Origin of the sequence: Ancylobacter oerskovii, from assembly GCF_018390555.1 — a bacterium.
Taxonomy (GTDB): Bacteria; Pseudomonadota; Alphaproteobacteria; order Rhizobiales; family Xanthobacteraceae; genus Ancylobacter; species Ancylobacter oerskovii.
In genome coordinates this window covers 75,275-90,995 of sequence record NZ_JAHBGB010000002.1, presented here as the reverse complement: position 1 = coordinate 90,995, position 15,721 = coordinate 75,275, and the positions used below count along the sequence as shown (strand labels likewise).

The 15,721-nt window shown below is 65.6% G+C and carries 9 protein-coding genes, 1 tRNA gene, 1 pseudogene and 1 CRISPR repeat array; of the genes and pseudogenes, 9 read left to right on the top strand and 2 right to left on the bottom strand.

Annotated elements, in window-relative coordinates:
* Nucleotides 1-10 precede the first annotated feature (10 nt).
* From KHC19_RS00700 to KHC19_RS00680, 5 genes are all read left to right on the top strand, one after another.
* On the top strand, nucleotides 11-934 hold the full coding sequence (locus KHC19_RS00700; protein WP_213350110.1) for an SMP-30/gluconolactonase/LRE family protein: 924 nt from the start codon (nucleotides 11-13) through the stop codon (nucleotides 932-934).
* 136 nt (nucleotides 935-1,070) lie between these two features.
* Nucleotides 1,071-1,637, top strand: coding sequence for a hypothetical protein (locus KHC19_RS00695; RefSeq protein ID WP_213350109.1), 567 nt, complete (start codon nucleotides 1,071-1,073; stop codon nucleotides 1,635-1,637).
* A 29-nt stretch (nucleotides 1,638-1,666) separates the two neighbouring features.
* On the top strand, nucleotides 1,667-2,974 hold the full coding sequence (locus KHC19_RS00690) for an NHLP bacteriocin system secretion protein (RefSeq protein ID WP_213350108.1): 1,308 nt from the start codon (nucleotides 1,667-1,669) through the stop codon (nucleotides 2,972-2,974).
* Between the two features lie 3 nt (nucleotides 2,975-2,977).
* Nucleotides 2,978-5,122 carry an ATP-binding cassette domain-containing protein gene (locus KHC19_RS00685; protein ID WP_213350107.1) on the top strand — a complete coding sequence of 715 codons (2,145 nt, stop codon included), beginning with the start codon at nucleotides 2,978-2,980 and terminating at the stop codon, nucleotides 5,120-5,122.
* Nucleotides 5,123-5,125: 3 nt separating this feature from the next.
* Complete coding sequence (locus KHC19_RS00680) at nucleotides 5,126-7,996, top strand: ATP-binding cassette domain-containing protein (RefSeq protein WP_213350106.1); 2,871 nt, start codon at nucleotides 5,126-5,128, stop codon at nucleotides 7,994-7,996.
* A 298-nt stretch (nucleotides 7,997-8,294) separates the two neighbouring features.
* Here the strand turns inward: KHC19_RS00680 and KHC19_RS26410 are convergent.
* Nucleotides 8,295-8,450: pseudogene (locus tag KHC19_RS26410) on the bottom strand (IS91 family transposase); the annotation flags it as partial.
* A 77-nt stretch (nucleotides 8,451-8,527) separates the two neighbouring features.
* Here KHC19_RS26410 and KHC19_RS00675 point away from each other — a divergent pair.
* The 4 genes from KHC19_RS00675 to cas2 all read left to right on the top strand — a co-directional run bounded on the left by KHC19_RS00675 (nucleotide 8,528) and on the right by cas2 (nucleotide 13,944).
* Nucleotides 8,528-8,791, top strand: a complete 264-nt coding sequence (locus KHC19_RS00675; protein ID WP_213350105.1) for a hypothetical protein — start codon at nucleotides 8,528-8,530, stop codon at nucleotides 8,789-8,791.
* Between the two features lie 546 nt (nucleotides 8,792-9,337).
* Nucleotides 9,338-12,634, top strand: a complete 3,297-nt coding sequence (cas9, locus tag KHC19_RS00670) for a type II CRISPR RNA-guided endonuclease Cas9 (protein ID WP_213350104.1) — start codon at nucleotides 9,338-9,340, stop codon at nucleotides 12,632-12,634.
* A gap of 3 nt (nucleotides 12,635-12,637) precedes the next feature.
* Entirely contained in the window at nucleotides 12,638-13,609 is a 972-nt protein-coding gene (gene cas1, locus KHC19_RS00665; RefSeq protein WP_213350103.1) for a type II CRISPR-associated endonuclease Cas1, read from the top strand.
* The gene (cas2, locus tag KHC19_RS00660) at nucleotides 13,606-13,944 is read left to right on the top strand and encodes a CRISPR-associated endonuclease Cas2 (protein ID WP_246548063.1); all 339 of its coding nucleotides are present in this window, start codon (nucleotides 13,606-13,608) and stop codon (nucleotides 13,942-13,944) included. Before cas1 ends, cas2 begins: the two co-directional genes overlap by 4 nt.
* Before the next feature lie 72 nt (nucleotides 13,945-14,016).
* Nucleotides 14,017-15,371: a CRISPR direct-repeat array (repeat unit 36 nt; unit sequence AGATTAGCGCTTCAGAGATCGCGGTCCAGCGGCAAC).
* Between the two features lie 249 nt (nucleotides 15,372-15,620).
* On the opposite strand, the gene KHC19_RS00655 is transcribed toward cas2, so the two are convergent.
* Nucleotides 15,621-15,697, bottom strand: a tRNA-Met gene (locus KHC19_RS00655).
* Nucleotides 15,698-15,721: the final 24 nt, after the last annotated feature.

The window sequence follows — 15,721 nt, the reverse complement described above, 5'->3', positions numbered from 1 at the left end:
ATGGGGTGACATGAGCGAATTTGAGATACGCGATCCGCGCATGGGCGGCCTTGTGCTCGCCTATGCCCAGCTCGACCATCTGTGGACCGGCGGGCGCTGGCTCGAAGGCCCCGCCTATCTCGCGGCCGGCCGCTATCTCGTGTTTTCCGACATCCCCAACGACCGGATGATGCGTTACGACGAAACCAATGGCATGGTTTCCGTGTTTCGCGGGCCGTCCGACAACAGCAACGGCAACACCGTCGATCAGGAAGGTCGGCTCGTCACCTGCGAACATCGCACGCGGCGCGTCACCCGCACCGAGCCTGACGGCTCCGTCGTCTCCCTCGCCAGCCATTATGAGGGCAGGCGACTGAACTCGCCCAACGACGTCGTCGTGAAGTCGGACGGCAGCCTGTGGTTCAGCGACCCGACCTACGGCATCGACACCGATTATGAGGGAGACGCCGCGCCGTCCGAACTGGGTCGGCAATGCGTCTACCGCCTCGATCCGCGGACAGGTGCCCTCGCCGCCGTGGCGACCGACCGCGTTCAGCCCAATGGGCTCGCCTTCTCGCCGGACGAGACGACGCTTTATGTGAGCGATACCGGCGCAAGCCATGTGGCGGATCACCCCCGCTCGCTCACCGCCTATGACGTCCTGCCGGATGACAGCCTCGCCAATCCCCGCACCTTCGCCGTCCTTGAGGAGGGCTTCTTCGACGGCCTCCGCTGCGACGTCTTCGGCAATGTGTGGACCTCGGCCTTCCGCTCAGCCCGTTGCTACGCGCCCGACGGCACGCATCTCGGCACGCTGCCCATGCCCGAGCGGGTCTCCAATCTGTGCTTCGGCGGCCGCAAGCGGAACCGGCTGTTCATCACCGCGCACACGTCGCTCTACGCCATCTACGTCAACACCCGGGGCGCGATCCGCCCTCCGGCCCGGCGGCCCTGACCCTTCCTCGCCGTTCATCGCCACCGTGTCGCCCGGGGCTCCGCGAGCGAGGTGGCCGGTACCATGGTCCTTTACCGCGTTGCGTTGGTCGCGTAAGTTGAAAGAAGGTTCCGTTCCTACTCAAGGCGGGTCGATCATGGCTGGAAACGAGACGCCGAAGTCGTTGAGCGACGACGATCTTGCCAATATTCACGGCGGGACCGGCCGGGATATGAGCGTACAGGATATGAGCATATCGGAGGTGGTGGCCGGTGTGATGGCGGATCGGTACGCCGCACTGAACGACATGGTCGACGCCGAATACACGCGCGCGTCGCAGCTCAACGATCTCGGGCTCAGCTACAGCGAGGGGATCAACCTGCTGAACAAGGCGGAGGCGGACAGCCAAGGCGCCGACGTTTCACTCGATACGAAGGTCACGTTCAACGACGAGGAAACCACCCTCGGCGAGGTGGCAAAAGAACTCGGATTCGCCACCGATGCTTTGCAGGACGGCCAATTGAACGCGGCGGAGATGCAGGCCGGGCTTGAGCAAGCGGAAGAAACGCGAAACAATATCAGTGACTTGTCTGCGATGGAGCTTTCGACGCTCCAGGATTTTATAAACAAGCAAATGCAGCCGATCGAGAGCCAATCCCACCAAGCCGCCGCCCAGAGCGCAGTTGACAAGAACCGCGTTGAGGGGCCGGATCGGAGCCGCTGACCGACACGCCTTAGTCCGCTCCAGCACCGATGTCCGGTCCCGATCCGATCTTCCGGCCAGAGGCCGCGGCGTCCCTCGCCACGGGGAACGACTATCGGGATGCCTTGCGGGTGATGCGTCCCCGCCTGTGGGGCGCCGGCTTCGCCCTTGTCGCGCTGGTCGCGGGTGCCGTGGCGTGGAGCGCCGTCTTCACCATTCCCATCTCGGTGGACGGCGACGGCATCTTCCTGTCGTCCGGCCGGATCATCGACGTGGTGTCCGACGCCACCGGGCAGATCCGCGAATTGACCGTTGCTCCGGGAGACGTTGTCGGTCCCGGCATGGTGGTTGCGCGCGTGGAGCAGCCCGAGCTGCTGCTCAGGTTGGTGGTGGCGCGCGGCGAGATGGATGACGCCGTCGACTTTCGCAACGCATTGATCCGCTTTCAGGAGCGGGAGGCCGCAGAGCAGGCGGCCATGCGCGCCGCGCGCCTCGCTTCGCTGAAGGACCGGCTGGCCGCCTTGCAGGATCAGAACGTGACGCTGCTCGAACAGCAGGCGGGCGTCGAACGGCTGGCGGAACGCCAGATCGTCACCCGCGAGCGGCTGATCGAGGTGAGCGCGGCGGTTTTGCAGGTCAACAGCCAGATCGCCGACGCCAAGGACGAAATCGCCAAGATGGAGGCGGCCGCGGTCATCAAGGCCGCCGACAACGAGCGCGCCCGCCTGGAGGCAGAGCGCCAGGTGACCGAGGCCAGGCGCGCGGTGACGACGCTGGAGGACCAGCTGGAGCGCCAGGGCGCCATCCGGTCTCCGTTCGGCGGCCACGTGGTGGAGGCGAAGGCGAATGTCGGCCAGATGGTCCAGCCGGGAACGGCGATCCTTGCCGTGGAGCGCGTGCCGCGGCTGTCTCCGAACGGCAAGGGCCAGAGTCATATCATTCCAGTGCCGCTGGTGGTTGCCTATGTGAAGGCGGCCGACGGCAAGAAGATCGCGGAAGGCATGGTTGCGGAGATCTCGCCGCTGACGGCTCCGCAGGAGGAATATGGTTTCATCCGGGGACGCGTGACCCATGTGGCCGAAGCCCCGGCAAGCACCGCCGGCATGACCCGGACCCTTCAGAACGACCGGCTCGTCCAGTCCTTCGTCGCCAGACTCGGCGTGCCGCTGGAAATCACGATCGAGCCTGAGATGGACCCTGAGGATCCCCAGCAATATCTCTGGTCGTCGAGCCGTGGCGCGGCCGCGCCTCCGGTCGCCAGCGGCACGCTCGCCGAGGTTCGCGTCACCGTGCGCTCCGCTCCGCTGCTGACCCTCGTCTTCCCGATCCTCAACCGCCTGCGCGACTGGGGCTCGTAAGCCATGCCGGCACGCCGCCGCACCCCTACCCTGCTGCAGATGGAGGCGACGGAGTGCGGGGCGGCGGCGCTCGGCATCGTGCTGGCGTATTACGGCCGCTGGGTGACGCTCGAGGAACTGCGGGTCGCCTGCAACGTGACGCGGGACGGCAGCTCCGCCCGCTCCATCGTGCGGGCCGCCCGCGGCGAGGGCCTGGAGGTCGACGCCGCCCGCATGGAGCCCGCGGACCTGCGCAACATGGCCATGCCGGTGATCATCCACTGGGGCATGGATCATTTTCTGGTGGTGGAGGGGTTCGGTCGCGGCACCGTCTATCTGAACGACCCGGCCCAGGGTCCCCGGCGCGTCTCCGACGAAGAATTCGACCGTGGCTTTACCGGCATCGTGCTCTCCCTGCGGCCCGGTCCCGGGTTTCAGCGCACGGAACGACCGCCATCGCTGGCGCGGAGCCTCGCGAGGCGACTGGAGGGCAGCCGAAGCGCCCTCGCCTTCGTCGTCATGATCTCGCTGGCGATGGTGGTGCCGGGACTGCTGGTGCCCGCTTTTGCGCAGTTCTTCATCGATCAGATCCTGATCAACAGTTTCGACGACTGGCTGGGCTATCTGCTTCTGGGCATGGTGGGGTGCGCGGCGGCGATGGGGCTGCTGACCTGGCTTCAGCGCGAGGTCCTGCTGCGGCTGGAGACACGGTTGGCGATCGCTGGCGGGCTGGACTTCGCCACCCACATCCTGCGCCTGCCGATCAGCTATTTCGCCCAGCGCCAGCCCGCGCAGGTCGCCGGGCGCACCGCGTTGAACAACCGGCTGGCACAATTGCTGGCCGTCGAGGTGGGGGCCGCCCTCTCCAGCCTGCTGACCGCCCTGGCCTATCTCGCCGCCATGCTGTTCTACGCGCCGGATCTCGGCCTCATCGTACTTCTGCTCGGCCTCGGCAATCTCGGCCTGCTGGCCTGGTCGTCGCGCGCGCTGGATGACGACAACCGCCGCCTGCTCGCGGCCACCACCGGCCATGCCGGCTTCGTCCGGCAAGGCCTGCGCATGATCGACACCTACAAGGCGAGCGGCACCGAACACCGCCTGCGGGAGCGCCTGACGGCGATGAATGCCCGTGCGCTCAACCTGCGCCAATCCATCGGCGTCGCCCAGATGCGCCTCGGCGCGCTGCCCGGCCTCACCGCGGCGATCGCCGGGGCCCTGGTGCTGATGCTCGGTGGCATCAAGGTGATCGCCGGGGAGATGTCGCTGGGCATGCTCGTCGCCTTCCAGGCGCTGATGATGGGTTTCCTCGGACCCGTCGCGACATTGGTCCAGCTCGGCGCCCGCATCCAGGATGGGCACGCCAATCTCCGGCTGCTGGACGATACGCTCGACCATCCGGTCGCGCCGGAGTTCATCGGCGATGACGCTGCAGCCGGTGGGCATGGCGGCCGGCTGCTCGGTGCCGTCGCGGCGAAAGAGGTCGGCTTCCGGCATGGGGCTGGCAGCCCCCTGATCCTCGATGGCGTCTCCTTCGCCCTGGAGCCGGGAGAACGGCTCGGCATCACCGGGGCTTCGGGATCGGGGAAGTCGACGCTGGCCTCCCTCATCGCCGGCCTTCACCAGACCAGCGCCGGCACAATTCTCCTCGACGGCGTGCCGCTGCCCGATGTTCCGCGGTCGCGCCTGCGCCAATCCCTCGCTTATGTGGACCAGCGCGCCGCCATATTCGAGGGCACGGTGCGTGACAATATCGGCCTGTGGGACCACAGCCTGCCGGACGAGCGGATCGTCGCCGCCGCTCGGCTGGCGCTGCTGCACGAGACGGTGATGCGCCGGGGCGGCTACGGCTCGCGCCTGCGGGAAGGCGGCACCGACCTGTCCGGGGGCCAGCGCGCCCGGCTGGAGATCGCCCGCGCCCTGGTACGGGATCCGCGCGTCCTGATCCTCGACGAGGCCACGGCCGCGCTGGACAGCGAGACGGAACGGCAACTCTTCGCCAACCTGCGCCGCAATGGGGCGACCATGATCGTCATCGCCCATCGCTACACCGCCTTGCGCGAGTGCGAGCGCATCCTCGTGCTCGACGCAGGCCGGATCATCCAGCACGGGCCGCCCGGCCAGTTGCTGGCCGAGCCCGGCCATTTCCACGACCTGATGCGTGCGGGCTGACCGGTGACCGTGCGCGAAGAAGCTCCCTCTGCAAGCGCAACGCCGATCAGGGTTGAAGGGCCGTGGCTCGTGCTCGACGAACCGGGCAGCTGCCATTTCGTCCTGGGCGGCGAGGCCATGCTGTTCGCGGTGCGGGACGCCAGCCGCTCCGCCCGCCATCCGGTCGCGCGCATCCCCGACCGCGGCTTGCTCTTCGGCATGCCGGCCGGCCAGTTCGGTGACGAGAAGATCATTGCCGTGCCCGGTCCGGGCGCCCGGTTCTACCAGCTGCCGCCGGCGGGCTGGCGAACACGGGGGCCCACCGCCGCATTCGTCGCAGGTGTCGCCGTCTGGCTTCGGAACCTGGCCGACGGACTGACGGACGTTGTCGAGACCGACATCCGGCCTCTGGTCGTCCGCCCGGCGACGGCGGGGCCGGTAGCGTTCGCCGCCGGCGCCGTCATCGGAGGCGGCGGCGAGATCGTCTGGGTCGAGCTGCCCGCCGATGGCGCGCGGCTGTGCGGGATAGAGCCCGTGCAGGGCCTGCTGCCGTTGCCCGTCGGCCTATGGCTGACACTCGCCAAGCCGGTCGAAATCCGGGTTCTCGGGTGGGACGCCGGATTTGCGCGCGACGACTGGCCCGCCGCCCTCGACGCCTTCCACATCGCCGTCGCGGAGCTGCTGCCGCTGGCGCGGGGCTTCGCCGAGACCGACGAGGCGAACCGCCTCCGCACCCGGCAGGCGGAAGAGGAACATGACGCGTTCCAGGGGGCGCTGAGGATAGCCGACATCCTGGCGAACCCGCTGCCGCCGCGCTCCGAGGCGGACGGCGGCGACGGCCTGATGGACGTGATGCGGATCATCGGGCGGGAAATCGGGGCGTCGGTCCGTCGTCCGGTCAAGGCCCGCCGCGCCCAGATGGACCTGGCGCCGACGCTGGAGGATATTGCGCGCGCGTCCGACATCCGGCTTCAGCCGGTGCAGCTTGCGGAGGGCTGGTGGACGGCCGAAGCGGCTCCCATGCTCGCGAGGCGGACAGACGACACCCCGATTGCGCTTATCTGGCGCGGCCACCGCTGGCAGGAATACGACCCCAGCGGCGCCGGGCGGCCGGTGGCGGCGGCCGAGGCCGCCGGTATCGCCGCCGCCGCTCATGCGGTGTTCCGTCCCCTGCCGGCCCGGTCTGGCTTCGCCACCCTGTTCGGTGTCGGCGTCGCCGCCGGCCTCTGGGATATCGCGCCTTTTCTCGCCGCCCTGGTGGCGGGGAGCGCCATCGGCCAGATTTTGCCGCTTGCGACCGGCTTCATTTACGGCGTGCTGGTGCCTGCGGCGCTGCAGAACGCCGTGCTGCAGGTCGGCCTCGTGATCCTCGGCGTCGGCCTCGCCGGCTTCCTGGTTCAGCTCATAGGCGAAGCCGCGCGCCAGCGTATCGCCGCCCGCGGCGATGGCCGGCTCCACGAAGCCCTGTGGGACAGGATCGTCGGCCTGCCGCTCGCCGCCCTGCGCGGCCATGCCAGTGCAGATCTCGGCGCGAGAGTTTCGGCGGCCCAGGCGACAGTCTCCGGCGCGCGGCAGTTCATTTTCCAGGGCGTCGGGACCGGCGCCACCATGCTCTCCAGCATGGCTTTCCTGTTCTGGCACGATCCCCGGCTTGCCGCCTTCGCTTTGGCGCTGGTGGCGTTCCTGGTCGCCGCCGGCATCCTGGCCGGCTGGTTGCAGGCGCGGGCCATCCGTGATGGCGAGCAACTCCAGGGAACCGCCGACAGCCAGATGGCTGAGTTCGTCAACGGCATCGCCGCCGTGCGCAGTGCCGGCGCGGAGACGCGCGCCACCCGGCGCTGGGTGGACCGCTTCGTTGCGCTTCGCGCCCGACAGGTGGCGGCCCGCCGGATCATGAACATCTATGAAGGTTGGCTGGCCGCATGGCCCGGCATTGCCGGCGCCGCCCTGCTCGCCATCATTCACACCGTCAGCAGGGGAGCGGATGGCACGCCCGGCATTCCCGTCGCGTCGGTCGCGGCCATCCTCGCGTCCTTCTCGCTGATGCTCTTGGCGCTGTCCCAGCTTCTACGGGGTGGTCTCGCCGTCTGGCTGCTGCGCTCCAGCTGGGCTTATGCCCGGCCGCTGGTGGAGATGGCTCCCGAGCCGACGGCCGGACTGTCCGACCCGGGGCGGCTCGAAGGCGAGATCGAGTTTTCATCCATCGGCTTTGCCTATGGCGGCGGGCCGGCCGTCCTCGCCGACGTGTCGTTCCGCGCGGCTCCGGGCGAGATGGTCGCCATCGTCGGCCCGTCCGGCAGCGGCAAGTCAACGCTGGTGCGGTTGCTGCTCGGGCTTGAGACCCCGTCTCACGGGGCGGTGTATGTCGATGGTCACGACGTGCGCGCACTGCATCCGGAGGCGTATCGCCGGCAGATCGGCGTGGTGCTGCAAGACGGCCAGCTGCCGCCCGGGACCATCTTCGAAATTGTCCGTGGCGAGACTAATGCCACCGTAGAAGAGATCTGGCAGGCGCTGGCCGCTGCCGCCATGGCGGCGGACGTCTCGGCGATGCCGCTCGGCCTGCACACCTTGCTGCTGGACGCCTCCCGCACGCTGTCGGGCGGTCAGATTCAGCGGTTGGCGCTGGCTGGCGCTCTGCTCGCCAAACCACCCATCCTGGTCCTCGACGAGGCGACCAGCGCCCTCGACAACGCCACCCAGGCGCAGGTCATGGCATCGGTGCAGGCGATGCCTTCTACTCGGATCCTGATCGCGCATCGGATCAGCACGATCCGCCGTGCCAATCGGATCCTGGTGCTGGAGCATGGGCGCATCGTCGAAAACGGCAGCTTTGCCGAACTGATGGAGCGAAAGGGGCGCCTCTGGCAGCTCGCCAGCCTGTCCGCAACTTGAACTCCGCAGAATACCGTTTCCTCTTCCCCATCCTCAGCTTCGTCCTCACGGCAGGCCGACCCAAGCTTAACTCCCTGTCCGCCTCGAGGAGCCCACTCCAATCGGGGGCAACATTGCGTGCCGTTTGACAGACTGGATCGGCGTACACGGTCGGGGGCAGGCCGGCGCACGAACGACCTTGTCTGGCAGCCACGATGGTGATGGACGCGGCTCCGCCAACGGCAGGGCGCATGCAGCGCCGATGCCGGAGACGGCGTTGACAATATCCAGGTACGGGGGGACGGAGCCGGTTCTCATGAGTATCGATCCTGATGGTGGAGGTGGCGGGCCAGGTCTTCGGCGCCGAGCCTCGGGCGAAGGTCTCGATGATGGTCATGATACCGGCGCAGCATTAGCAGCGTGGCGTGGCCTCTGGCTTCGGCGTACGCGGTACCAGTTCCCTCGGCGGTATCTCCGCCGCGTCCAGGCCTGCGTCGACGACTGGATTGTCTATTACAAGCCGCGGAAGGTGGCGGAAAAGCCGACTGCATCGTGACGCTGCAACTGGATCAAGCGCGCAACATCCCTGCGGATGCGCCGCAACTCTGGCCACGGAAAATACCGCCCCTCGGCGCCATCGGCGCCGACGACGATCAGCACGTCGAGCTTTACGGAGAGGCCGCGCAGAGATGTGGTGTCTGCCGCAAGGAGCTCTCGATCAAGCGCTCTTCTTCGGCGTATGCCCCCGCCTCTTCTTCCGAATGGCGGGCCGCGAGCGACCAAAAAAAGAACTATGTGTTCGCTATAGCCCTATGACGTGTGTTGACCCAATGGCCAACCTCGGTACATCCGCTTTCGGTATTCTCGCAGAGTAGTCAGATCGATTGATGCAAAAAAGGCGACGCCGGAGCGTCGCCCTTATCTGGTGCAGACATGACTGCTTGTTAACAGCCAGACCACGATCTCTGAAGGTGTCAAAGTAACACCCCCGAAGCGCTGGTCAAGCACCGTTTCAGAGACCGCAGGCCAGCGGCAACTAGGCAATCTTGGGGGTGGTTGAAGATCGCTCTTCCCCCAGAAAGACCTAAGAGTGCATCCGAGCGCTCGGACTAGGGCGGGCTTGAATCCGCCACGTGCTTGGGCTGTGGAGACCCAACTCGCGCTCTCAAGCACCTTAATGGTGGCCTAGCAACCAGGGTCTGTCAATTGCCTTAGGCAATCTTAAATTTGGGTGATACTTTGTACTGGCTGATCGTCCGTTCGTGAAGCGTTGGATAGCAGGCCGCTTTGCGAGGGCCGGCCGTATGGACTCGGGAGCAAGCACAGATAGTATTGTGGTCGGCGGCATCTAGGGCGAGCATGATGCGTTGGCGTTTTGGGGCGGACTTGGGCACCTCTTCGCTCGGGTGGGCAGCTATCGAGCTCGCCAGCACTGATAATGGCTGGAAGCCCATCCGCATCATCGCCGCCGGCTCACGTATCTTCTCCGACGGGCGCGAGCCGAAATCTGGCGCCTCTCTTGCCGTCCAGCGTCGCGATGCGCGCGCCATGCGCCGCCGGCGCGACCGCTTCAAGCAGCGTCAGGCAGCGCTGATCAAATACCTCACGCTCGCGGGCCTTTTCCCTGCCGACGAGACGGAGCGTGCCGCCCTCGCTGCGCTTGATCCATATGAACTGCGAGCCCGCGCGCTCGATGAGCAACTGCCACTCACCCATCTCGGCCGCGCGCTGTTCCATCTGAATCAGCGCCGCGGCTTCAAATCGAATCGCAAGACCGACCGCAGCAAGAACGATGATGCCGGCATGGTCCGGATCGGTGTCGCCCGGCTGCACGAGCAGATGGCGAAAGTCGATGCGAGGACACTGGGTGAGTTCCTGCACAAGCGTCGGGCTGGCGCTACAAATCTGAATACGATCCCGCATGTCCGCACCCGCATCGTCGCACCGGACGTGGAGGAAGAAAAAGCGAGCGAGGTCTATGATTTCTACCCTGATCGCCAGACGCTGGAAGAAGAGTTCCAGGCGATCTGGGAGGCGCAGGCGATCCACCATCCCGACGTGCTGACGCTGGAGCGGCAGGCGCAGTTCTACGAGATCATCTTCCACCAGCGCCCACTGAAGGAGCCGAAGATCGGCTTCTGCACCTTGCTGCCGCCCGAGCCGCGCCTGCCCAAATCTCATCCGCTGTTCCAGCGCCGGCGCCTTCTGGAAGAGGTCAACACGCTAAAAATTGTGGAGCCCGGCGCGGAGGCCCGATTTCTGGAAAAGGCCGAACGCGACGCGCTGCTCTCCAAACTCGGTCCGAAGAAGACCGTCTCCTACGAAAGCCTGCGCAAAGGGCTGAAGCTCGATCTTGATGTGCGCTTCAACAAGGAGACTGAAAACCGCCGTGACATGAAGGGCGACGAGGTCGCCGCCGAACTCTCCCACAAAACCCGTTTCGGCAAAGTGTGGCTCGGCATGGCGCCGGATGTGCAGTGGGAAGTGATCGCTCGCCTCGAAAAGCTGGAGAGCGAGGAGGAGGTCGCCGCATTCGAGGCGTGGCTGTGCGAACGCTTCGAGCTGTCGCCGGAAGCCGCGCGTGCCGTCACCGGAGCGCGTCTGCCCGAGGGCTATGGCCGCTTCGGCGAGACCGCCACGCGCCTGCTGATCGCGGAGCTGGAAAAGGATGTCGTCGTCTATAGCGAGGCGGTGGCGCGTGCCGGCCTCGGCCATCACTCCGATTTCCGGGACGGGCAGGTCTGGCAGGACGAGAATGGCAACGTCGCCCTGCCGTACTACGGTGAAATCCTTGAACGTCACATTCTGCCCGGTACCGCCGATCCGGAAGAGAAAGACTGCGCGCTGCGCATCGGCCGTCTGACCAATCCGACCGTGCACATCGGCCTTAACCAGCTCCGCCGGGTGCTGAATACCCTGATCCGCCGCTACGGCCCACCGACGGAGATCGCGCTTGAACTCGCCCGCGAGCTGAAGCTCGACGAAGAGCGGAAACGCGAGGTCAACCAGAAGAACCGCGAAAACCGCGCGGCGGCGGAACGGCGCTCGAAGACCCTTCGTGAAGACCTCAATCAGGCCGACAAGGGCGGCAATCGCGCCGTCCTGAAGCTCTGGGAAGAGCTGAATTACGAGAACGTGCTGGATCGCCGCTGCGTCTACAGCGGCAGGCAGATTTCGCCTTCCATGCTGTTCTCCGGCGCGGTCGAGGTCGACCACATCCTGCCGTTCAGCCAGACGGTGGACGATTCCAACGGCAACCGCATCCTCTGCCTGCGCGAGGTGAACCGCATCAAGCGCCAACGCTCGCCCTATGAGGCAAAGGACGACCTGCGCGCCCATTTCGGCCCCGATGCCGACTGGGACGCCATCGCCGCCCGCGCCGCGCGCCTGCCGCGCGAAAAACGCTGGCGTTTCGAGCCGGATGCGATGCATCGCTTCGACGCACAGGGGGGCTTTCTCGCCCGCCAGCTTACCGACACACAGCATCTGTCGCGCCTCGCGCGGGAATATCTCTCCGCGCTCTACCCGGAGAAAGGCGAAGGCTCCAGCCATGTCTGGGTTTCGCCCGGCCGGCTGACCGAGATGCTGCGGCGGAGCTGGGGTCTCAACCACCATCTGCCCGACCACAATCTCTCGGGCGGCGCCAACCAGCCGAAGAACCGGCGCGACCACCGCCACCATGCCATAGATGCGATCGTCATCGCCGTCACCGATCGCGGCCTGCTGAACCGCATCGCCCGCGAGGCCGGTCGCGAGGGTCTCGTCGCCGCCGACCGCGTGACGTCGGTGATTCCCGATCCATGGGATGGCTTTTCCGAGGAGATCGGCCGCGTAGTGCGCAACATCACTGTCAGCCATCGCCCCGATCATGGCAGCGCCGCCAAGACCGGCCGCTCGAAGACCAGGGACGTCACCGCCGCACAGTTGCACAACGAGACCGCTTACGGCCTCACCGGCCAGAAGGACCCACGCGGTCTCGACATCGTCGTCACCCGCAAGCCGCTCGGCTATTTCGACAAGCCGGCGAAGCTGGAGGAAATCCGCGACGAGGAACTGAAGCAGAAGCTGAAGGACTGGACCGCCGGCAAGGAGGGTGCCGCCTTCGTTCAGGCGATGCGAAGCTTCGGCCACCCCGAGCGCGGCCCCCGCTTCTATCCCGGTCTCCGCCGCATCCGCGTGGTCGAACCGCTCTCGGTGATCCCGATCCGAGACCAGAACGGACGCGCCTACAAGGCCTATAAGGGCGATTCAAATCACCGTTTCGACGTCTGGGAACTGAAGACCGGCAAGTGGAAGGATGAGGTTGTCTCGATGTTCGAGGCCCATCAGCCGGGCTGGACCTCGCCGGTCCGCATCGCCAATCCGACGGCGCGCAAGGTGCTCTCGCTTCAGCAGAACGATGTCGTCGCCGTGGAGCGCGAAGGCGAGCGCGAACTGATGCGTGTCGTCAAATTCTCATCGGGTACGCTGGTGCTGGCTCCGCCGCAGGAGGCCGGCAGCCTCAAAGCGCGGGACGCCGACAAGGAAGATCCGTTCCGCTACGTCTATGGTTCGCCCAGCTCGCTGCAGCGCTGGAAGGCCCGGCAAGTGCGCATCGACGAACTCGGCCGCGTGCTCGACCCCGGCTTCCCGGCCCGCAAGCCGCGCACGAAAGTCTAGGTCATGGAGCGGGTCGTCGATATCGCCAGCGACGGCCGGCACCTTTCCGCCCATCGCGGCTTCCTGGTCGTCAGCGAGGAGAGGCGGGAGGTCGGGCGCGTCCCGCTGGACGACGTCGCCGCGGTGATCGTCCACGCTCATGGCGTGACCTGGAGCACAAATCTTGCGGTGGCCCTGGCCGAGCGCGCAGCGCCGCTGGTTCTGTGCGGCCCGAACCATGCGCCGGTCGGCGTCTTCCTGCCGCTCGATGGTCATCACGGTCAGAATGCCCGGATGCGGGCGCAATGGGACGCGGGACGCCCGCTGACCAAACAGCTCTGGAGCCGAGTGGTGATCGCCAAGCTGCGTTGGCAGTCCGCGGTGCTGCAAGCCCACGGTAAGGAACGCGCCGCGCTCGACATGCTGATCCGCAAGGTTCGTTCCGGTGATCCCGATAATATCGAGTCCCAGGCGGCGCGGCGCTACTGGCCGTTGTTAATGGGGCCGGATTTCCGGCGGGATCGCGATGCCGCCGACATCAACGGCCCGATGAACTATGGCTACACCATCCTGCGTTCGCTGGTAGCGCGTTCCGTGGTTGCCGCCGGTTTGCATCCTTCGATCGGCATTCACCATGCTAATCGCGGCAATGCTTTCGCTCTGGCCGATGATCTCGTCGAGCCGTTTCGACCGCTGGTCGACGCTCTGGCGGTCCGTCTCGCGGCGAAGGGGTTCGATAAGGTGGAGCCGACGACCAAGCGAGCTTTCGCCGGGCTGATTGCGATCGATCTCCCGGGAGGTGACGGCGTCACAACCGTGACGGTCGCGGCGCAGCGGCTGGCGCAGTCGCTCGCTCGCGCTTTCGAAACGGGCGATGCCGCCGCCCTCCAGCTTCCCCTGCCGCCGACGCCGATAGAGATCGCGGGGCTTGACCAGCTGGTTTCCGGATCGGCCGAGACAGAAGAGACGCTTGCCGCGGTCGATCCCTTGGCATGACGATCACCCAGCTCAGCGGCTACAGACTCATGTGGATATTCGTGATGTTCGATCTGCCGGTGACCAGCAAAAAGGAGAACCGCGCGGCGACGAAGTTTCGGCAGTACCTGCTCGACGAAGGTTTCGAGAAGAGCCAGTTTTCGGTCTATGCTCGCTTCTGCAATGGCAAGGAGCAGTTCGAGGCCTATATGCGCCGGATCGAGGCCAATTTGCCCGAACGCGGCGACGTCCATATCCTGACGTTCACGGATCGGCAATATGAGAACATCGTGCGATTCTCCGGCCAGAGGCGCAGACGACAGCGGAAAAATCCAGATCAGCTCGCCTTGTTCTGAGCGGAATGGCCATTTCGAGGATGGCGCGAACGCCCGGATCGCCTTTGTTTCCAAAGGGATCCGGGCTGATCTAGATTAGCGCTTCAGAGATCGCGGTCCAGCGGCAACGACGGGGGCGCCGGATGCTATGCTGGATATAGATTAGCGCTTCAGAGATCGCGGTCCAGCGGCAACGCTGCTGATCGGCGCCCTGGACGACGTATTAGATTAGCGCTTCAGAGATCGCGGTCCAGCGGCAACGCTGCTGATCGGCGCCCTGGACGACGTATTAGATTAGCGCTTCAGAGATCGCGGTCCAGCGGCAACGCTCGCCGCCAGCGCCACCCCCGCGCCCAAAGATTAGCGCTTCAGAGATCGCGGTCCAGCGGCAACGGAGCCAGCGCACTGGCCGTTTTGGTCGACAGATTAGCGCTTCAGAGATCGCGGTCCAGCGGCAACTGTAGACGCCACTGACGCCGGCCTTCATGGAGATTAGCGCTTCAGAGATCGCGGTCCAGCGGCAACCATCAGGCCCACTTCATGGCCGGCGAGCTTAGATTAGCGCTTCAGAGATCGCGGTCCAGCGGCAACAACTGGGATAACTGGGATGGTGGGATAGGAGATTAGCGCTTCAGAGATCGCGGTCCAGCGGCAACTCCGAACGGAAAGCCTCGCCGCCGCGCATCAGATTAGCGCTTCAGAGATCGCGGTCCAGCGGCAACACATCAAGCAAAACATTGCTGAGTGGCTCCAGATTAGCGCTTCAGAGATCGCGGTCCAGCGGCAACCATGGTGGCGACGGCAAACACCTTCGGCAAAGATTAGCGCTTCAGAGATCGCGGTCCAGCGGCAACCTTATCGGGGAAGTAACGATCTCCCTCGTCAGATTAGCGCTTCAGAGATCGCGGTCCAGCGGCAACCGCATCGGCTGCTGCACCAGAAATGGGCGCAGATTAGCGCTTCAGAGATCGCGGTCCAGCGGCAACTACGATGTTCTTCTCGACCTGTCCACCCGCAGATTAGCGCTTCAGAGATCGCGGTCCAGCGGCAACTTCATCGACAACTACGCCGCCTCCCTCAAGAGATTAGCGCTTCAGAGATCGCGGTCCAGCGGCAACGCGCTCATAGTTCTCGACCGTCTGCCGAGAAGATTAGCGCTTCAGAGATCGCGGTCCAGCGGCAACTGGAAGAGCGACTTCACCTGCACGCGACGCAGATTAGCGCTTCAGAGATCGCGGTCCAGCGGCAACAGCGCGCGGCGTAGGTGGCAGGTCGCCAAGAGATTAGCGCTTCAGAGATCGCGGTCCAGCGGCAACGGCTCCCACCACATGGCCTCATCATGGCGGAGATTAGCGCTTCAGAGATCGCGGTCCAGCGGCAACTGCAGCGTGGCTCTGGCCAGACTGGTCAAAAGATTAGCGCTTCAGAGATCGCGGTCCAGCGGCAACATTTATGCGAGCAAGGTCGCGACGTTGACCCATGCGCTGAACAGGCCGGAAGAAAGACCTCGGGCCGCGGAAGCTTTGCGGATGCTGATCGAGCGGATCGTGCTGACGCCTGGCAATGAACGAGGCGAGATGTTCGCGACGCTGTACGGCGAACTGCGGACGATCCTCGAATGGACAGAGCGCCAAGCTATCGGAAAGAGCGGCAAAAAACAAAACCCGCAGCCGAGGCTGCGGGTTTGTCGGTATCAGTGGTTGCGGGGGCAGGATTTGAACCTGCGGCCTTCAGGTTATGAGCCTGACGAGCTACCGGGCTGCTCCACCCCGCGTCAGAGGCCGGTGCGGCAGATGCC